19 protein-coding genes and 1 pseudogene are annotated in these 18,337 nt (G+C 74.2%); 11 read left to right on the plus strand and 9 right to left on the minus strand.

Going from position 1 to position 18,337, the window contains the following annotated elements:
- Nucleotides 1–20: 20 nt before the first annotated feature.
- The 4 genes from AB0950_RS06580 to AB0950_RS06595 all read right to left on the minus strand — a co-directional run bounded on the left by AB0950_RS06580 (nucleotide 21) and on the right by AB0950_RS06595 (nucleotide 3,100).
- Nucleotides 21–1,316 carry a hypothetical protein gene (locus AB0950_RS06580; protein WP_360155519.1) on the minus strand — a complete coding sequence of 432 codons (1,296 nt, stop codon included), beginning with the start codon at nucleotides 1,314–1,316 and terminating at the stop codon, nucleotides 21–23.
- Between the two features lie 6 nt (nucleotides 1,317–1,322).
- Nucleotides 1,323–1,613 (minus strand): DUF6317 family protein, encoded by a 291-nt coding sequence (locus AB0950_RS06585; protein WP_360155522.1) that lies wholly within the window; start codon nucleotides 1,611–1,613, stop codon nucleotides 1,323–1,325.
- Nucleotides 1,610–2,116, minus strand: a complete 507-nt coding sequence (locus AB0950_RS06590; RefSeq protein WP_360573373.1) for an SAV_915 family protein — start codon at nucleotides 2,114–2,116, stop codon at nucleotides 1,610–1,612. Before AB0950_RS06590 ends, AB0950_RS06585 begins: the two co-directional genes overlap by 4 nt.
- A gap of 399 nt (nucleotides 2,117–2,515) precedes the next feature.
- On the minus strand, nucleotides 2,516–3,100 hold the full coding sequence (locus AB0950_RS06595) for an XRE family transcriptional regulator (RefSeq protein WP_360155528.1): 585 nt from the start codon (nucleotides 3,098–3,100) through the stop codon (nucleotides 2,516–2,518).
- A gap of 117 nt (nucleotides 3,101–3,217) precedes the next feature.
- On the opposite strand from AB0950_RS06595, the gene AB0950_RS06600 reads away from it, so the two are divergent.
- The 7 genes from AB0950_RS06600 to AB0950_RS06630 all read left to right on the plus strand — a co-directional run bounded on the left by AB0950_RS06600 (nucleotide 3,218) and on the right by AB0950_RS06630 (nucleotide 10,602).
- The gene (locus tag AB0950_RS06600) at nucleotides 3,218–4,054 is read left to right on the plus strand and encodes an EamA family transporter (RefSeq protein ID WP_366777967.1); all 837 of its coding nucleotides are present in this window, start codon (nucleotides 3,218–3,220) and stop codon (nucleotides 4,052–4,054) included.
- 30 nt (nucleotides 4,055–4,084) lie between these two features.
- The gene (locus AB0950_RS06605; protein WP_366777968.1) at nucleotides 4,085–4,732 is read left to right on the plus strand and encodes an FMN-binding negative transcriptional regulator; all 648 of its coding nucleotides are present in this window, start codon (nucleotides 4,085–4,087) and stop codon (nucleotides 4,730–4,732) included.
- Nucleotides 4,733–4,764: 32 nt separating this feature from the next.
- Complete coding sequence (locus AB0950_RS06610; RefSeq protein WP_366777969.1) at nucleotides 4,765–5,472, plus strand: phenylalanine--tRNA ligase beta subunit-related protein; 708 nt, start codon at nucleotides 4,765–4,767, stop codon at nucleotides 5,470–5,472.
- 210 nt (nucleotides 5,473–5,682) lie between these two features.
- On the plus strand, nucleotides 5,683–7,500 hold the full coding sequence (locus tag AB0950_RS06615) for a gamma-glutamyltransferase (protein WP_366777970.1): 1,818 nt from the start codon (nucleotides 5,683–5,685) through the stop codon (nucleotides 7,498–7,500).
- A 90-nt stretch (nucleotides 7,501–7,590) separates the two neighbouring features.
- Complete coding sequence (locus AB0950_RS06620; RefSeq protein ID WP_360573363.1) at nucleotides 7,591–8,439, plus strand: inositol monophosphatase family protein; 849 nt, start codon at nucleotides 7,591–7,593, stop codon at nucleotides 8,437–8,439.
- Nucleotides 8,440–8,677: 238 nt separating this feature from the next.
- Nucleotides 8,678–10,096, plus strand: coding sequence for an NAD(P)/FAD-dependent oxidoreductase (locus AB0950_RS06625; RefSeq protein WP_360573361.1), 1,419 nt, complete (start codon nucleotides 8,678–8,680; stop codon nucleotides 10,094–10,096).
- Nucleotides 10,093–10,602 carry an O-acetyl-ADP-ribose deacetylase gene (locus AB0950_RS06630; RefSeq protein WP_360155549.1) on the plus strand — a complete coding sequence of 170 codons (510 nt, stop codon included), beginning with the start codon at nucleotides 10,093–10,095 and terminating at the stop codon, nucleotides 10,600–10,602. Before AB0950_RS06625 ends, AB0950_RS06630 begins: the two co-directional genes overlap by 4 nt.
- Before the next feature lie 29 nt (nucleotides 10,603–10,631).
- Here the strand turns inward: AB0950_RS06630 and AB0950_RS06635 are convergent, their stop codons facing one another.
- The 3 genes from AB0950_RS06635 to AB0950_RS06645 form a co-directional block, all read right to left on the minus strand.
- Nucleotides 10,632–12,353: a PLP-dependent aminotransferase family protein gene (locus AB0950_RS06635; protein ID WP_366777971.1), complete on the minus strand. Its 1,722-nt coding sequence runs from the start codon at nucleotides 12,351–12,353 to the stop codon at nucleotides 10,632–10,634.
- A gap of 27 nt (nucleotides 12,354–12,380) precedes the next feature.
- Nucleotides 12,381–13,082, minus strand: coding sequence for a phenylalanine--tRNA ligase beta subunit-related protein (locus AB0950_RS06640; protein ID WP_366777972.1), 702 nt, complete (start codon nucleotides 13,080–13,082; stop codon nucleotides 12,381–12,383).
- A gap of 416 nt (nucleotides 13,083–13,498) precedes the next feature.
- Entirely contained in the window at nucleotides 13,499–13,936 is a 438-nt protein-coding gene (locus AB0950_RS06645; RefSeq protein WP_360155558.1) for a CBS domain-containing protein, read from the minus strand.
- Between the two features lie 264 nt (nucleotides 13,937–14,200).
- Here AB0950_RS06645 and AB0950_RS06650 point away from each other — a divergent pair.
- The 4 genes and pseudogenes from AB0950_RS06650 to AB0950_RS06665 form a co-directional block, all read left to right on the plus strand.
- Nucleotides 14,201–14,368, plus strand: a pseudogene (locus AB0950_RS06650) (MarR family transcriptional regulator); the annotation flags it as partial.
- 115 nt (nucleotides 14,369–14,483) lie between these two features.
- Complete coding sequence (locus tag AB0950_RS06655; RefSeq protein WP_360155970.1) at nucleotides 14,484–14,675, plus strand: hypothetical protein; 192 nt, start codon at nucleotides 14,484–14,486, stop codon at nucleotides 14,673–14,675.
- A 218-nt stretch (nucleotides 14,676–14,893) separates the two neighbouring features.
- On the plus strand, nucleotides 14,894–16,372 hold the full coding sequence (locus AB0950_RS06660) for an AlkA N-terminal domain-containing protein (RefSeq protein WP_366778172.1): 1,479 nt from the start codon (nucleotides 14,894–14,896) through the stop codon (nucleotides 16,370–16,372).
- 14 nt (nucleotides 16,373–16,386) lie between these two features.
- Nucleotides 16,387–16,884 carry a methylated-DNA--[protein]-cysteine S-methyltransferase gene (locus AB0950_RS06665; RefSeq protein ID WP_360155561.1) on the plus strand — a complete coding sequence of 166 codons (498 nt, stop codon included), beginning with the start codon at nucleotides 16,387–16,389 and terminating at the stop codon, nucleotides 16,882–16,884.
- Between the two features lie 95 nt (nucleotides 16,885–16,979).
- Here AB0950_RS06665 and AB0950_RS06670 read toward each other — a convergent pair whose 3' ends face one another.
- Complete coding sequence (locus tag AB0950_RS06670; protein WP_360155564.1) at nucleotides 16,980–17,726, minus strand: Sir2 family NAD-dependent protein deacetylase; 747 nt, start codon at nucleotides 17,724–17,726, stop codon at nucleotides 16,980–16,982.
- 98 nt (nucleotides 17,727–17,824) lie between these two features.
- The gene (locus tag AB0950_RS06675) at nucleotides 17,825–18,319 is read right to left on the minus strand and encodes an NUDIX hydrolase (protein WP_360155567.1); all 495 of its coding nucleotides are present in this window, start codon (nucleotides 18,317–18,319) and stop codon (nucleotides 17,825–17,827) included.
- Nucleotides 18,320–18,337 lie beyond the last annotated feature (18 nt).

Here is an 18,337-nt window from a genome sequence, read left to right on the forward strand (position 1 = left end):
GGGCCGGCGAAGCCGCGCCCTCAGAAGATGCTCTTGATGCCATGCCACACGTCGTCTTTCAGTCGCACGAAGTCGTCCCCGGTCTGGGACAGGACGTGCCCCGAGCCGTGGAGGATGCCGCCGACCACTCCGTGGTCGTGGATGTCCTCGCTCCAGTGCTCGTGGAAGGAGTGGTCGATGATGCCGGTCGCGCCGATCACGATGCCACCGCCGACCCCGGCCACCACGGCGACCGGCACGTCGACGGGAGCGAGCGCGACGAGTCCCGCCGTGACGGCGGTGCCGGCCGCCAGGCCCGCGAGGTTCGCGCCGCCGTCCACCGCGATCGAGTGCTGCCAGGACCAGCCCTTGTCGTGGTCGTCGGACGCCTCCAGCAGCCCGCACGCACCTGCCGCGGCGACGTCCAGCACCGGAATCTCCTTCAGGAAGTCCGGGACCTTCTCCAGGCCTTCGCCCACGCGCAACGCCTCGGCCGCGTCGGCCAGTTTCACGTTGAGCGCGCGGTCGTACGGCAGCGCGGTGCTGCCGTGGTCGGCCCGCGCGAGATCCTGCTCCAGGGCGTCCACCTTGGTGACCGCGTCACGGTAGGCGCTCTTGGCGGGCAGGTCCTTGGGCAGCGCCTTGCCCGCCTTCTGGTAGGCCTTGCGCTCCGCCCGCAGCTCCTTCTTGGCGGCCTGCGCCTCGGCCTTGGCCGCGTCGATGTGCTTGCGGGCCTCGATGCCGCCCGCCCGGGCGTCCTCGGCGTCGTACGCGTACAGGCCGCGCAGATAGTCGGCCAGGGTGACCTTGTCCCCGGGGGACGTCGCGTCGCCCTTCGTCACCTGGTCGCACAGGCTCTGCAGATCCTTCGCCGCCACCAGCCGCGCGTGCTGCGCGGCGTGCAGGATCTCGTCGCGCGCCGTGGCGTAGTCGTTCATCGCGGAGATGGCCTTCTGGTCGTCCGCGCTCGGGGGATTCGCCGTCATCATCGGCAGCGGCGCCCCCTTGGCGTCCGTGGAGACGCCCTTGCCGGCCGCGATGTGCTGCGCGTTCTGCAGGGACTTCTCGCACGTGGACAGCGCGTTCGCGAGGGTCTCGAGGATCTCGCCCGCCGAGTGCACCAGTTCGGCGAAGCCGCCGGCCGTCAGCGCGTCCTCGCTCCACTTGGCGCGGAAGCTCTCGGCCGCCTCGCCCTTCCAGCCCGCGTCGCCGACCAGCTTGTCGACCGCGGTGCTGAGGGGCTTGACCACGCCGTCGAGCTTGTCCTTGGCGTTCTTGTACGTCTCGGCCATCGTGCGCAGTCCGCCGATGTCGCCGCCGACCCAGCTGTCACCCATCGGCTCTCATCCCATCAGGTCTTCGAAGACGCCGTGGACGTCCACGTCGTGGCGGTGGAAGGAGTCCCGCGCGTACGCGACCTTGTCCCCGTGGTCGTCCAGCCGGTCCGCCATGCCGGTGTGCAGGGCGATGATGAGGTTCGCGACCTCCTTGACGGCCGAGTCCAGGCCCGGGTCGCCGCCGCTGACCACGGGCGGCGCCACGTCGGGGTGCAGCTTGCGGTAGTCGTCGGCCTGCGTGTGGAACGTCTTCGCCATGGTGGCGAGGTCGTCGTAGACCGCCTTGAAGTCGCTCACCGGCGCACCTCCCGTGCGTACGCGGCCAGGTCCTCGGGCCGCCAGTTGGGTTCCCCGGGTGCCACCCGCGGGTCCAGCAGGACGGTGACGCCCTGGTCGCGCACGCCCTCGGCCAGCGCGCCCAGGGAGGCGGCGACCCACGGCTGCGCCTCGCCGAGCGCCTCCGCCAGCCGGGCCGGCGAGGTGAACGCGAACGCCACGGTGCCGTGTGCCGGGTGCCGGAAGAGTTCGAGGACGATGAAGGGCACGCGCGCGGGGCGGCCGTTTGAGCCGGTGCCGGCGACGGACTGCGGATGCGCCGGCACGCACACCGGCGTGTGGTAGGCGGGGATTCCGGGCTTCGGGCCGGGCCGGCCGTCCGTGTCCGCTCGCGGCGGCGGCGCGGCCTCCGCGAAGTCCCGCAGCGCCGAGCGGGCCGGCTGCGGAGTCTGCTGCGGGAGGCTGGTCCCTGGCGGATCCGGCTCAGCGAAATCGAGCAGGCGTGATCGAGTCGGCGCCCCCATCGCCGTCACCTTCTTCCCCGTGCGTTCGTGGCCGATCGGGCCCGACCACGGTAGCCACCGGGCAAGAGGGCAAATCCAGCCATGTCGGGACCTGCCGCCGGGCGCACACCGAACCCATACACCTGCTTGGCAGACGGCAGAGCAACCCTTGACCCGTTGCTGAACCGGGGCTTCCGGCCGGGGCCCAGGGCTACGACACCCGGGCCGTCCAGTCGGGCACGGCTTCACGGGCCGGACCCTCAGCCTCTTCGTGTTTCTCCGGAGCCGCACAGGGCGTTGGCGACGCCGCGCGCAGGACTTCGGCCTGGCCTCCCCCTGGTTCTCGCCGACGCCGAGCCCCAGTGGCCCAGCGACGAGATCTGGAAGGCCCGACTGGCGAGCTGAGACAGCGTGCCCGGCTCACGCCATGGTGGTGGGGCCGGGAGGCAGGTGCACCGTCATGATCAGTTCACACGGCTCGGTGCCGCAGCCGCGGTAGGTGTGCGCCGTGTCCCCCTCGAACGTGGCGGTCCGGCCCGCGTCCAGGGGGTGCTCGGTGCCGTCGACGACCAGGGTCATCCGGCCGGAGACGACGCTGATCGTCTCCACGACCCCGGCCTGATGGGGATGGCTCGGATACTCCTCGCCCGGCTCCAGGCGCCAGCGCCAGACCTCCACCGGCGACGGCCCCGAGGTCGTCAGCATGAGGCGGGCCTCGCTGCCGCGCTCGCCGGTCCACAGCGGGGCCACGGCATCGGCGGCCACGATCCGGACCCGCTCCTCGTGCGGTCCCTGCATCAGCGCGGAGACCGAGATGCCGAGGGTGTCGGCAAGCCGGACCAGGGTGGCCAGGTTGGGGTTGCCCTGCGCCTTCTCCAGCGCCACCAGGGCGCCCTTGCTGACCTGGGCGCGCCGGCCGAGCTCCTCCAGGGACAGGCCCGCACGGACGCGAGCCGCCCGGACGTTGTGCGCGACCGTCCGCAGTGCCGTGGCTGTCTCGGCCACTTGATCACCGTCCCCTTGCTCAGACCGGTTTGATGTACCGCGCGGTCGTTTGGTTGACGACCCTCGGTCGTTCCGTTGTACCGTGGAGCCGTTCCACTGAATGGTAAGGGATGTGCTGTGATCGCTCTGCTGCTGGCCCTGGGCAGCTCACTCGCCTACGGCTGTGCCGACTTCCTGGGCGGTCTCGGCGCCCGCAAGGCCCACGTGCTGCGGACCGTCCTGATCGCGGCCCCGGCCAGCCTCGTGGTCGACCTGCTGCTGTGGCCCGTGCTCGGCGCCGCCTTCACGCCCTCGGCCCTCGGCTGGGGCGCCGCCTCCGGAGTCGCCTCGGCCGCCGCGTTCGCCCTGCTCTACCGCACCCTCGCGATCGGCCCGATGAACGTGCTGTCGCCGGTGACCGCACTGGTGTCCGCCGTGCTGCCGGTCGCCGTCGGACTGCTCCAGGGCGAGCACCTGGGCGCCGCCGGACTGACCGGCCTGCCCCTCGCGCTGCTGGCGGTCGTCCTGGTCAGCGCCGGGCGCGGCGCGGGCGCGGCCCGCCCCTCCCGTACGGCGCTGCTGCTGGCCTTCGGCGCGGGCGCCGCCATCGCCCTGCAACTGGTCTTCCTGCACCAGGCGCCGTCCGGCAGCGGCGTGGCCCCGCTGATCGTCGGCCGGGCCGTGTCCTCCGCCGTCACCCTGGCCGCCGCCGGTGTCCTGCGCCGCAGGCTGGGCCCGGAGCGGCCGGCGTACGCGATGTCGGCGGCCGCGGGCGTCCTGGACGCCCTGGCGAACCTGCTGTTCCTGCTCGCCGCCCGCAGCGGCGACCTCACCGTCGTCGCCGTGATCACCGCGCTCTACCCGGCGGGCACGGTCCTGCTGGCCCGCGGGGTGCTCGCCGAACGCATCCACCGCGGCCAGCTCGTCGGCCTCGGCACCGCCGCCGTCGCGGTCGGTCTCCTCGCCCTGACCTGAACCGCCCCTGCCACTCGCAAGGAGAGACACATGTTCATCCAGCCCTGGGACGCCGGCCTGGACGACGCCGAATGGCAGGCGTGGATCGCCGAAGGCCACGACTTCGGCATCCTCAGCGTCAACGGCCTGCCCGGACACTCCCCGATGACGGTCCCCACCCACTTCACCGGCGACGGCAGCCGGCTCCTGATCCACCTCGCCCGCCCCAACCCGGTCTGGCACGCCATCGAGCACGACCCGCACGTCACGTTCACCGTCATCGGCGACTACGCCTTCATCCCCGGCCCCTGGCGCGCCAAGCCCGGCATACCGCCCACCGACGGCGTGCCCACCAGCTACTACGCGGCCGTGCAGTTCACCTGCCGGGCCCACATCGTCGACGACCCCGAGGCCAAGGCGGAGCTGCTGCGCCGCCAGATGGCGCACTTCCAGCCCGACGGAGACCACGCCCCCGTCGCCGTCGACCAGCCGCCCTACGGCCGGATGCTCTCTGGTATCCGCGGCCTGCGCCTCGAAGTGACCGACGTACGGGCCAAGTTCAAGTACGACGACCACAAGCCCGTGGAGCACCGCACCTCGGTCGCCGAGCACCTCACCGCACGCGGTCAGGGCCTCGACGTACCCACCGCACGCCAGCAGCTGCGCCGACTGGACCGCACAGGCCCCTGGAAGCCCTGACCCGCCCACTCGCCAGAACGGACCCCTGACCCATGCCCTCCTTCCGCATCGCCCCCGCCGTCGCCGACGCCTTCCCCGGCACCCTCATCGCCGTCGTCACGGCCACCGGCCTGCGCGGCCACGAGCCCTGGCCGCACACCGCCACCGCGCTGGAGGAGCTGGAGCAGCAGCTCGCCGACGGCACCTGGCAGCCGGCGGACGAGACCGACCCGCGCATCGAGGCGTGGCACACCGCGTACCGCTCGTTCGGCACCAACCCCCGCCGTATCCGCCCCAGCGTCGACGCGCTCGGCCGCCGCCTCGCCAAGAAGGGCTCCCTCCCGCGCATCAACCCGGCCGTCGACTCCTACAACGCCGTCTCCGTCCACCACGGCCTGCCCGCCGGCGCCTTCGACCTGCACCACGTCACCGGCGGCGTCGACATCCGGTACGCCGACGGCACGGAGACCTTCACCCCGCTCGGCGAACCCGGCACCGTGGAGCACCCCAAGCCCGGCGAGATCATCTACACGGACGCCACCGACGTCCTCACCCGCCACTGGAACCACCGCGACGCCCACCGCACCCGCGTCACCGAGGACTCCACCCACGTCGCCTTCGTCCTCGAAACCCTCCACGCCGACCGCGACGGCGACCTCCTCAAGGTCGCGGCCGACGAACTCCTCGGCCTCCTCGCCCCGCACGCCGACCAGACCGCCGTTCACCACCTCAGCCCGGCACAGCCGCACGTCGCTGCCTGAACCGTCGCAGGACCGCCCCGGCCGGGCCTGCCCGAGCCCTGGCCCTCCGGCCCGCCGACCGCCCGCCGCAGCAGATCGATCCTGACCCTCCCGCGCCCCCGCCCATCCGAACGCCCCCACCCGGGGAGAGCGGTCGATAGCCTTCCAGGGACCGGTCCCGAGCGCCCGTCGTCCGGGCGGAAGCACGGAAACAGCGAGGTGAGAGTCCCTGTGTTCACGACCCGCCCCACCCTTCAGGGCACGTTCGGCATGGTGTCCTCCACCCACTGGCTGGCCTCCCAGTCGGCGATGGCGGTCCTGGAGGACGGCGGCAACGCCTTCGACGCCGCCGTGGCCGGCGCCTTCGTGCTGCACGTGGTGGAGCCGCACCTGAACGGGCCGGCCGGCGAGGTGCCGGTCCTGCTCGCGCCGGCGGGCGGCGCGGTCCGCGTGCTGTGCGGGCAGGGCGTGGCCCCGGCCGGTGCCACGGTCGCCCACTACCGCGGCCTCGGACTGGACCTCGTACCCGGCACCGGACCGCTCGCTGCCGCCGTGCCCGGCGCCTTCGACGCCTGGCTGCTGCTCCTGCGCGACCACGGCACCAAGTCCCTGGACGACGTCCTGAAGTACGCCATCGGATACGCCGAGCACGGGCACGCGCCCGTGGAGAAGCTGGGCGCGACCGTGGAGACCGTACGGAAGCTGTTCGAGACCGAGTGGACCTCGTCGGCGGAGGTCTACCTGCCCGGCGGCCGGGCGCCCCGGCCCGGCCGGCTCTTCCGCAACCCCGCGCTCGCCGCCACCTGGAAGCGGCTGCTGGCCGAGACCGCCGGCGCCGGCGACCGGGAGGCGCGGATCGACGCCGCGCGCGAGGTGTGGCGCTGCGGATTCATCGCCGAGGCCCTGGTACGGCAGTCCCGGCGGCCCACGAGGGACACCAGCGGCGAACGGCACACCGGCACGCTCACCGAGGCCGACCTCGCCGGCTGGTCGGCGGGCTACGAGACGCCGGTGACGTACGACTGGAACGGCTGGACCGTGTGCAAGGCGGGCCCCTGGAGCCAGGGCCCCGCCCTCCTCCAGCAGCTCGCCCTGCTCCCGCCCGACCTGCCCGCCCACGGCTCCGCCGAGTACGTCCACCTGCTCATCGAGGGCTGCAAGCTCACCATGGCCGACCGCGAGGCCTGGTACGGCGACGCCGCCGAGGTGCCCCTCGCCGAGCTGCTCTCGGACGACTACAACGCCGAGCGGCGGGCCCTGATCGGTGCCAAGGCCTCCTGGGAGCTGCGGCCCGGCAGCCCCGGCGGACGCACCCCGCGGCTGCCCGCCCAGGCGTACGCGCGCGTGGACACCAAAAACGACCGCGGCTTCGACCCCATGGGCGCGGGTGAACCGACGGTCGCACAGATCCCCGGCGAGCCGCACGTGGCCACCGACGGCACGACCCGCGGCGACACCTGCCATCTGGACGTCGCCGACCGCTGGGGCAACATGATCGCGGCCACGCCCAGCGGCGGCTGGCTGCAGTCCAACCCGGTCGTGCCCGAGCTGGGCTTCCCACTGGGCACCCGGCTGCAGATGACCTGGCTGGAGGAGGGCCTGCCGAACTCGCTCACCCCCGGCCGCCGCCCGCGCACCACCCTCACCCCGTCCCTCGCACTGCGCGGCGGCGTGCCGGTCCTGGCGTTCGGCACGCCCGGCGGCGACCAGCAGGACCAGTGGCAGCTGCACTTCTTCCTCGCCGCCGCCCTGCGCGCCCCGGTCCGCGGCGGCCTGGACCTCCAGGGCGCGATCGACGCCCCGAACTGGCACAACGACAGCTTTCCCAGCTCCTTCTACCCGCGCGGCCGCCGCCCCGGCAGCGTCACCGTGGAGTCCCGCATGGACACCGACGTGGTCGAGGAGCTGCGGCGGCGCGGGCACGACGTCACCGTCGGCCCCGCCTGGTCCGAGGGGCGGCTGTGCGCGGTGGCGCGGGATCCGGAGACCGGTGTGCTGTCGGCCGCGGCGAACCCGCGCGGCATGCAGGGGTACGCGGTGGGCCGCTGACCGGTCCGCGGCACCCGTTCTTCATGCCGATTCCACCCGGTGTGCACCGGCCGGGCGGGGATTGTCAGCGGGACGTGCTCTCATAGGGACATGATCGAAGCAACGACGGAAACCATCGACGAGTTTCTCACCCGCTGCTCGGCCCACGTGGAGGACGCGGTCCGCAGGGCCGCCGCGGCCGAGATCCTGCCCCGCTTCCGCCGCCTCGCCGCGCACGAGGTGGACCAGAAGAACGGCCCGCACGACCTGGTCACGGACGCCGACCGGCTCGCCGAGCTGCGGCTCACCGAGGACCTCGGCACCCTGCTGCCCGGGTCGGTCGTGGTCGGCGAGGAGGCGGTGCACGCCGACCCGGCGACGTACGCGGCGCTCCGGGGCGAGGCGCCCGTATGGATCGTGGACCCGGTCGACGGGACCCGGCAGTTCGTGCACGGCGACGACGGGTTCTGCACCCTGGTCGCGCTCGCCCACCGGGGTGTCGTCCTCGCCTCCTGGACGTATGCGGCGGCGCGCGGCCAGTTCGCCACCGCGATCCGCGGCCGGGGCGCCTTCCTCGACGGCGAGCGGCTGATCGCGGGCTCGCCGGAGCCCGGCCGGGACCTCGTCGTCGCCACGTCCCACCCGGACTACACCACCGACGAGGAGAAGCGCGCGCTGAGCGTCCTGTGGACCGACGGCCTCGCCCCGCGGTCCTGCGGTTCGGCGGGCCTGGAGTATCTGGCCATCGCCCGGGGCGAGTTGGACGCCGTCGCGTTCTCCTGGGAGGCGGCCTGGGACCACGCGGCCGGCCTGCTCCTGGTCGAGGAGGCGGGCGGTGCGCACCTCACCCGCACAGGCGAGCCGTTCCGCGTGACCGGCGGCAACACCCTGCCGTTCACCGCGGCCCGGGACACCACGACGGCCCGCCGGCTGGCCGGCCTGCTGCGTACGGCGGTCTGACGGCGTCCGTGGCCGACGGCCAGGTCCGGCCTGTTCCGCTGCCCCGACCGCCGGTTCCCGGGGCGACCAGGCCCGCCGCAGCCGGACGGCCAGGGGCCCGCGCGGCCGTGCCGTGCCGCAGCGCCCGCTGCGTCCTGGCCACCGACGACCGGTTCCCCGGCGACCCGGCCCGGGGGAGTGTCAGTCCTCCGGCATATCCTGGGCCCGAGTGGCCATCGGCTGACGAAGGGGTCCGAAGGTGCCGTCGATGCTCGATGCGGTCGTGGTGGGTGCGGGGCCGAACGGACTGACCGCTGCCGTGGAGCTGGCCCGCCGCGGCTTCTCCGTCGCGGTGTTCGAGGCGAAGCCCACCGTCGGCGGCGGCGCCCGCACCGAGGAGCTGACCCTGCCCGGCTTCCGGCACGACACGTGCTCGGCCGCCCACCCCCTCGGCATCAACTCACCGGCGTTCCGCGCCCTCCCCCTCGATCGCTACGGCCTGCAGTGGCTGCACTCCGAGCTGCCGATGGCGCACCCCTTCCCCGACGGCACCGCGGCCGTGCTGGCCCGCTCGGTGGCGCAGACGGCCGCCTCCTTCGGCCCGCGCGACGCGGGCGCGTACCGCAGACTGGTCGAGCCGTTCCTCGCCCACTGGGACACCCTCGTGCGGGACTTCATGTCCCTGCCGCTGACCGCGCTCCCGCGCGACCCCGTCACCCTCGCCCGGTTCGGCCTGGCCGGGCTGCCGCCGTCCACCTGGCTGCTGCGCCGCTTCCAGGACGAACGCGCCAAGGCCCTGTTCGCCGGCCTGGTCGCCCATGTGATCGCGCCGCTCGGCGGCCTGGCCACCGGCGCCATCGGCCTGGTCTTCGCCCTGTCCGCGCACGCCCGCGGCTGGCCGGTGCCCCGCGGCGGCTCCCAGGCGATCTCCGACGCCCTCGCCGCGTATCTGAAGGACCTCGGCGGCGCCGTGCACACCGACTACGAGGTCAAGCGCCTGGACGACCTGCCGCCCGCGCGGGCGTACGTCTTCGACACCTCGCCCACCGCGCTCGCCCGCATCGCCGGATTCGGCGACACCTACGCGCACTACCGCTACGGCCCGAGCGCCTTCAAGATCGACTACGCGCTGGACGGCCCGGTGCCCTGGACCGCGCCCGAGGCCCGCACCGCCACGACCGTGCAGATCGGCGCGAGCAAGGCCGAGATCGCCACCGCCCTGCACGCCGCCTCCCGCGAGGGCCGCGCCCCCGGCAGACCGTTCCTGATCACCGTGCAGCCCAGCATCGTCGACCCCACCCGCGCCCCCGAGGGCAAGCAGGTCTTCTGGGCGTACGGCCACGTCCCGAACGGCTGGTCCGGCGACCTCACCGACGCCATGGAACGCCAACTGGAGCGCTTCGCCCCCGGCTTCCGCGACCGCGTCCTGGCCCGCGCCGTCGCCGGCCCCGCCGAGCTGGCCGCCCGCAACGCCAACTACGTCGGCGGGGACATCGCCTGCGGCGCGGCGTCCGGACTCCAGCTGCTGCTGCGTCCCCGGCTGTCCCTGTTCCCGTACCACACCCCGCATCCGGCCGTCTTCATCTGCTCCTCGGCCACCCCGCCGGGCCCCGGCGTGCACGGCATGTCGGGCCACAACGCGGCGAAGGCCGTCTGGCGAAGACTGAGGCAGACATGACCACCATCACCCTCGTCCAGGGAGACATCACGCGTCAGAGCGCCGACGCGATCGTCAACGCGGCCAACTCCTCCCTCCTCGGCGGCGGTGGCGTCGACGGCGCGATCCACCGGCGCGGCGGCCCCGCCATCCTCGAGGAGTGCCGCGCCCTGCGCGCCTCCCGGTACGGCAAGGGCCTGCCCACCGGACAGGCGGTGGCCACGACGGCCGGCGACCTCGACGCCCGCTGGGTCATCCACACGGCGGGCCCGGTCCACAGCCGGACCGAGGACCGCTCGGGCCTGCTCGCCTCCTGCTACCGCGAGTCCCTGAAGGTCGCCGACGAACTCGGCGCCCGCACGGTCGCGTTCCCGGCCGTCTCCACCGGCGTGTACCGCTGGCCCATGGACGACGCGGCCCGGATCGCCGTGGAGACGGTGCGCGGCGCGGACACTGCGGTCGAAGAGGTGCGCTTCGTCCTCTTCGACCAGCGGGCGTACGACGCGTTCGCCCGCCAAGTCGGCTGACACTCAACGCAGTTGTCCTTCACGGATGGTCAGGCCAGTTCGCGCAGGACACGGCCGAGCAGGGCCACGCCCTCCGCGATGGCTCCCGGCGCGGTGGCCGCGTATCCGAGGACGAGTCCGGGCGGGCCGGGCAACTGCCGGTGCCAGGACAGCGGTTGGCACTTCACGCCGTGGGCCAGCGCGGCCGCGGCGACCTCCGTGTCGGGCACGTCCGCCGGGTACGTGACCGTCAGATGCAGGCCCGCCGCCGCGCCGTGCACGGTCCCGCCCGGCAGATGCTCGGCGAGAGCGGCGATCATGGCGTCCCGGCGGTCGCGGTGCCGGCGCCGCAACAGCCGCAACTGCCGCTCCAGACCACCGGACTCCATCAGCCGGGCGAGCACCAGCTGCGGCAGCACCGCGTTGCCGAGGTCGTTGAACCGCTTGGCGTCGACCAGCTCCTCGCGATACCGGGCCGGGGCCACCAGCCAGCCGATCCGCAGCGCCGGCGCCAGAAGCTTCGACACGCTGCCCATGTAGCACACCCGGTCGGCCAGCAGCGCCCGCAGCGCCGGGACCGGCGGCCGGTCGTACCGGTGCTCGGCGTCGTAGTCGTCCTCCAGGATCAGCCCGCCGTCCCCGGCCCAGCCCAGCAGCTCCCGCCGCCGCTCGCCGCTGGTCACCACCCCGGTCGGGAACTGGTGGGCCGGCGTGAGCAGCACCGCGCGGGCGCCGGTCGCCCGCAGCGCGTCCACCCGCACCCCGTCCTCGTCCACCGGTACGGGAGGGGTCTCCAGGCCGCCGTTGCGCAGATGCTGCCGGCCGCCGAGCGAGCCCGGGTCCTCCACCGCGACCGCGTCGACCCCGTCCGCCCGCAGCACCTGGTGCAGCAGCGTGAGCGCCTGCGCGGTGCCGGCGACGATCAGCACCTCCTCCGGCGCCACCCGCACGCCCCGCGTCCGCGCCAGCCAGCCGGCGACGGCCCGCCGCAGCGCGGGAGCGCCACGGGGGTCGCCGTAGCCGAAGTGCTCCGCGGACAGCCCCGCGAGCACGGCCCGCTCGGCCCGCAGCCAGGCGGTCCGCGGGAACGCGGCGAGATCCGGCCGCCCCGGAGTGAGATCCACACCGGCCGGCGCCTCCCGCAGCATGTCGAAGACATCGGGGCCGGGCGTGCGGGAGAAGGGGGAAGTGGGGGAGACGGGGGAGGTGAGGGTGAGGCGGCGGGTCGGGCGAGGGGCAGGTGAGGTGGGCGCCCCGCCGTACGACAGCGCGCCCGACGTGTCAGGCGGTACGGTTCCGGGCTCGCGGGCGCGCGAGGTGCCGGTTGTTCCGTAACGGCCGGACCGGGAAGCGTGATTGAGGGGCCTGCTTCGCGTGGCGTACCGGGGCTGTCTCGGCGTACCGCCGCTCCAGGCGCCGTCGGCACGAGCCACGGCCGTCCCCGTCGGGACGCTCCCTGACGGAGTGAACGGTGCCGCCACCACCACCGTGCCCCCGCGGCGGCGGCCCTCCAGGTGGCCGTCCTCGGCGAGCCGGCGGTAGGCCTCGGTGATCACCCCGCGGGAGACCCGCAGCTCTGCGGCCAGCACCCGGGTGGGCGGCAGCCGGCTGCCCACCGCGAGGCGGCCGTCCGCTATCGCCTGCCGCAGCCGCCCCGCCAGCCACTCGGCCTTCCCACCGGCCGGCACGTCACCGGCCGCCAGCTGCAGGAAGTCCGAGCCGCGGCCCGGCAGTTCGCGCCCGGTGCCCGGTAGCCCTCGCTCCTCGTCCACCGTTCTCATGGTGTCATCCGCGGGCGCTCAGCCGCCGAAGACGAAGTCCGGAGCCGCCCGGGTGAGGACAGCCTGCTCCGTGACGGCCCCCCAGTGCGCCGCCACCTCCTCCTCGACCGCCTTCAGCAGTTCGGGCACGGTCTCCGCACCGCCGTCGTGCATGGCCTCCGCCACCACCAGCACCCGGCGGGTGTGCTCGCCGACCGCCGAGTGGCCGCTCTGCCGGTGGGTCCAGCGCCGGGCGTGCGCGCGTCCCGCGGAGTCGACGAACGTGACCTCACCGGGCGCGGGGTGCTCGACGCCTCCGCCGAACGCCGTGTACGTCTCGTCGCCGGCGGCGGGCCGCACCTCCAGCAGCGGCCCGGCGATCCGGTCGACGTCGAGGACCGCCACCGGGATCCCGTACGCCACCGACAGCGCGTTGCACAGGTCGACCAGCGGGTGGATGCGCGGCAGCGCGCCTTCCTTCCGCAGCCGCCGCAGCAGCGACTCCGAGGCGCACCGGTACTGCGTCGGCTTCACTCCCAGCCGGCTGAACGTCCGCCGCCAGGCGAGCACTTCGGGGAACTCACCCTCGCTGGTGCCGGCCAGCCGGTCCCGGGCGCGGGCGGTGTACGCGGCGGCGCGCGGCCCGGTGTCCACACGGGCGTCGACGCCGGTGGCGTACAGCGCGCCGGAGGCCAGTTCGGGGAACGTGGCCCAGATGGTGTCCGCGTGCCGGAATCGCATGGTCGGGGACCTCCTCGGGTTCGGGAGCTCCACCCTGCCGGGCTCGTGGTCCGGTCACCAGGGCCAAACCCGGTGCGTGTCACCGGTCCATAACCGGCGAGCGGCCCGCGCGGACAGCGTGCGGCTCGCGCTCGGGCCGGTCCAGACCTGCCACGAGCACGAGCCGGTGCGGTTCACGCCGTGCGCGGAGCGCGCGATTGTGTCGTGCGCCGGGCGCCCCGGCAGGGCCTGCCGTGGGGCCCCGCCGGTGCGGCGGACGGCGCTGCCGTCGGGCGGCGAGCCGTCCTCCGCTCATCCAGCTTGAGGTCCGGTCGCGTTCCGGAGGCGGACGGCCATGGGCTGTTGATCGTGCCTAGACGCGACCTTTTCTACCTCTTTGCCCCTTTGCGATGTCCTTTGTGGGAACCGCCCGCTCCTCAGCTCGCGGCGGGGGCCGCGCCGCGCCTGGTCCGCAGGGTGAGGACGTGCTCGGCGTGGCGTTCCTCGTGCAGGTCGATGCGGCGTGCCGTCAGCAGATGGCGCAGGCTGATGATGCCCTCGACGCGGGGCCGCGGCTCGCGGGTGACCTCGTGCTGCGCCATCCGGTTGGCGAGCGCCCGCAGGGTCTCGTCGGGGTGGGCGACGACCGCCGGGCGGGCCGGCTCGCCGAGCGGAGTCGGGTCGGCGGGGTCGGCGTGGATCAGCGCGCCGCGCGTCACCACGCCGGCCAGGTCGCCGTCCGCGTCCAGCACCGGGTACAGCCGCTGGGCGAGCAGCCCCTCGGGATCGCCCGCCTCGTGCGCGGCGCCCAGCAGGGCGGTGACCTCACCGGCGGGGCGGCCGGCGGCGAAGGTGACTGCGGCGGGCGTCTCCAACTGCCGTACGAGGAATACGCTTCGCGTATCGGCTCGGAACTCATCGGCATCACCTTCGGTACCGGAACCGTCGCGCCCGCTCGGTCCGGTGGGAGCGAGGAGCCCATGGCCGAGCAGGACACCGGGCAGCGGCGGACCCCGGTGCGGGGACCGTCACCGGTGCGGACGCCGGGGGACCGGCAGGCGGGCTCCTCGACCGCACCTCGTGACAAGGGGGCGGAGGCGGCCCTGGACCGGGAGGCCGAGCAGATCACCGTGGCCGTGATGGCCGCCTCCCGGCTGATCGTCGCCCTCTCCGCCCGCGCCCTCGCCTCCGTGGACGCGCCCCTCACCCTGCCCCAACTGCGCTCGCTGGTCGCCCTGCACACCTGCGGCCCGATCAAGCTCGCCGCGATGGCCGCCACGCTCGGCGTCACGTCGTCCACCGCGCTGCGCATGGCCGAGCGACTGGAGGCCCAGGGCCTCACCGACCGGCGGGTCAACGCGGACAACGGGGCGCGAGGTCGTCCTCCGGCTCACCCCCGCCGGCGAGTATCTGGTGGAGCGGGTGCTGAGCCACCGCCGCGCCGAGATCCGGGCCCTGGTGGAACGCCTGCCCGCACCGGAGCGCGCCGGCCTGGTCCCGGCCCTGACCGCCCTGACGACCGCCGCCGGCCAACTGGACCCCGCCCTCGTCACGACCACCCAGACGGACCGCCTGACCGGCATGACCGACGACCCACTGAACCCGTCACCGTAGCCTCCGGCGGCGACACCGACACCCAGGTCCGGTCCGAGTGGCAGCGTTCCTCTCACCGACCAGGCGGCGGCCAGCCGTCCGCATCGGCCTGCCCGGACCCGCGGGTGTGCGCCGATGACAGCCTCGGTCGCTCCCGGAACGGAAACCCGGCAGGCCCGCGGACGCTGATGTCGGATTTCCGCCAGCACACCAGGGGCCGCCCGGCCGATGCTGGAGGCATGCAGACAGCGACGCACCTCGACCGGGAGCACTGCGTGCGGGCCGTGCAGTCCAAGGACGCCCGGTTCGACGGATGGTTCTTCACGGCCGTCCTGACCACCCGGATCTACTGCCGCCCCAGCTGTCCCGTCGTCCCGCCCAAGCCCGAGAACATGACGTTCTACCCGAGCGCGGCCGCCTGCCAGCAGGCCGGGTTCCGCGCCTGCAAGCGCTGCCGCCCGGACACCAGCCCCGGCTCCCCGGAGTGGAACCACCGCGCCGACCTGGTGGCCCGCGCCATGCGGCTCATCGCCGACGGCGTCGTGGACCGCGAGGGCGTTCCCGGACTCGCCTCCCGGCTCGGCTACAGCGCCCGCCAGGTCGAGCGGCAGCTGCTCGCCGAACTCGGCGCGGGCCCGCTCGCCCTCGCCCGCGCTCAGCGCGCCCAGACCGCGCGGCTGCTCATCGAGACCACCGCGCTGCCCATGGCGGAGATCGCCTTCGCGGCCGGCTTCGCCTCCGTCCGCGCCTTCAACGACACCGTCCGCGAGGTCTTCGCCCTGACCCCGAGCCAACTGCGCGCCCGCGCGCCGAGGTCCGGGGCCGGCACCCCGGCCGGGATCGGCCTGCGGCTGCCGTTCCGCGCCCCGCTCAACCCCTCCAACCTCTTCGGGCACCTCGCCGCCACGGCCGTACCCGGCGTCGAGGAATGGCGGGACGGCGCCTACCGGCGCACGCTGCGCCTGCCGTACGGCCACGGGATCGCCTCCCTCACGCCCCGCCCCGACCACATCGCCTGCCGCCTCACCCTCAGCGACCTGCGCGACCTGCCGGTGGCCATCAGCCGGTGCCGCCGCATGCTCGACCTGGACGCCGACCCGGTCGCGGTGGACGATCATCTGCGCACCGACCCGCTGCTCGCGCCGCTGGTCGACAAGGCGCCCGGCCGCCGGGTGCCGCGCACGGTCGACGAGGCCGAGTTCGCCGTCCGCGCCGTCCTCGGACAGCAGGTGTCCACGGCCGCCGCCCGCACCCACGCCGCCCGCCTGGTCACGGCGCACGGCAAGCCCCTCGACGACCCCGAGGGCGGCCTCACCCACCTCTTCCCGTCCCCGGAGGCCCTCGCCGCCGTCGACCCTCAGACCCTGGCGATGCCCCGCACCCGGCGCACCACCTTCACCACGCTCGTCCGCGAACTGGCCGAGGGCACCCTGCAGTTGGGCGTCGAGTCCGACTGGGCCGAGGCCCGGGCCCGGCTGCTGTCCCTGCCCGGCTTCGGTCCCTGGACCGCCGACGTCATCGCGATGCGCGCCCTCGGCGACCCGGACGCCTTCCTCCCCACCGACCTCGGCATCCGGCGCGCGGCAGCGGAGCTGGGCCTGCCCGCCACCCCGGCCGCGCTCACCGCCCGCGCCGAGGCGTGGCGGCCCTGGCGGGCGTACGCCGTGCAGTACTTGTGGGCGACCGACGGCCACCCCATCAACTTCCTACCCGTATGAGGACTTTCACGACCATGGATGTCTCGAACAAGCGGCACACCGTCATCGACAGCCCCTACGGCCCGCTGACCCTCGTCGCGGACGACGACGGCGTCCTGTGCGGCCTGTACATGACCGACCAGCGCCACCGGCCGCACGAGGAGACCTTCGGCAGCCGTGACGACACGCCCTTCGCCGAGGCCGAGGAGCAGCTGTCGGCCTACTTCGCGGGGGAGTTGACGCACTTCACCCTGGAACTCCGCCTGCACGGAACTCCGTTCCAGCGCCGTGTCTGGGACCAGCTGACCCGCATCCCCTACGGCGAGACCCGCAGCTACGGCGAACTCGCCGACGCGCTGGGCAACCCCAAGGCGTCCCGCGCGGTCGGCCTCGCCAACGGCCGCAACCCGGTCGGCATCATCGTCCCCTGCCACCGCGTCGTCGGCGCGAACGGCGACCTCACGGGCTACGGCGGCGGCCTGGACCGCAAACGCCGCCTGCTGGACTTCGAACGGAAGGCGGCGCTGTTCTAGCCGCGCTCACCCGGGCCCAGCGGCCGCTGCTTGCGCCCCTTTCACCGCGGGACTCACCGACGCGCCCGGGCTCACAGGACGGCCGACGACTGCAGTCACCCTTCTCGGACGTCGGCGCCCTCGCTCAAGGCGCGCAGCAGTGCGGGCAGGGCCGTGCCGATCGGTTCGCGGATGATCTGGTCGGCCCGGTCGTCGTACGGCGTGGGCTCGGCGTTGACGATGATCAGGCGGGCGCCGTGGTCGGCGGCGACGCCCACCAGGCCCGCGGCGGGGTGGACCTGGAGGCTGCTGCCGACGGCGACGAAGACGGTGCAGGCCTTGGAGATGGCCGTGGCCTCGCCGATGACCACCGGGTCCAGCCGTTCCCCGAACATCACGGTGGCGGACTTGAGGATGCCCCCGCACTCCCGGCACGGCGGATCGTCCTCACCGGCGTCGACGCGCGCGAGGGCGTCCTCCATGGACCCGCGCGCATGGCACCGGGTGCACACGACGCTGCGGGCGCTGCCGTGCAGTTCGAGGACCTTCCGGGCGGGCAGGCCGGCCAACTGGTGCAGCCCGTCCACGTTCTGGGTGATCACCCGCACCGGGACGCCGGACCTCTCCAGCTCGGCGACCGCCCGGTGCGCGGCGTTCGGCTCGGCCTTCAGCGTGCGGTTCTCGCGCCGCATCCGCCAGGACCGCCGCCGGATCTCCGGGTCGGCCATGTAGTACTCGTACGTGACGAGCTTCTCCGCCTCCGGATCCCGCCGCCACAGTCCGTTCGGGCCGCGATAGTCGGGGATTCCGGAGTCGGTCGAGATACCTGCGCCACTGAGAATGGCTACGAGAGGCCTGTCCATGGGGCCGAGAGTAGGACGCCGGTACCCGCCGGGCGAGCGGATATCGCCCGCGGGACCCGGCGGGGACGGGGACCGGGCGCCTGCCGGGACCGGTGCGGTCAGGCCACCCGGTGGCCGTTCTCCAGTTCCGCCGTGCCGGAGCCGTCCGCGAGCACGTCGAGGGCCGTCAGGACGCGGCGGCCGAGGGCGTCGGGGAGGTGGGCCAGGAGGTCCTCGCGGGGGACCAGGCGCCAGGAGAGGAGTTCCTCCTCCTGCAGCCGGATCGCCTTCAGGCCGGCCTCGTCGAGGACACCGCCGTCGTACAGATAGGCCACCAGCGGCGGGCGGCCCGCGCCGTGCACCCAGTCCACGGCCAGCAGCCGGCCCGGTTCCCGGTCTAGGCCGATCTCCTCCAGCGTCTCCCGGCGCGCGCCCTGGCGCGGGGTCTCCCCGTCGTCCGACTCGATCGTGCCGCCCGGCAGCGCCCAGCCCTCGCGGTAGTTGGGCTCGACCAGCAGCACGCGCCCCTCGGTGTCCCGGAAGAGCACGGCGGCGCCGGCGAGGACCCGGGGCAGGCTCGCGATGTACGTGGCGAAGTCAGGAGTCGTGGCCATGGCGGAAGGGTAACCAGC

This window comes from Streptomyces sp. NPDC007189 (assembly GCF_040703635.1).
Classification (GTDB): domain Bacteria; phylum Actinomycetota; class Actinomycetes; order Streptomycetales; family Streptomycetaceae; genus Streptomyces.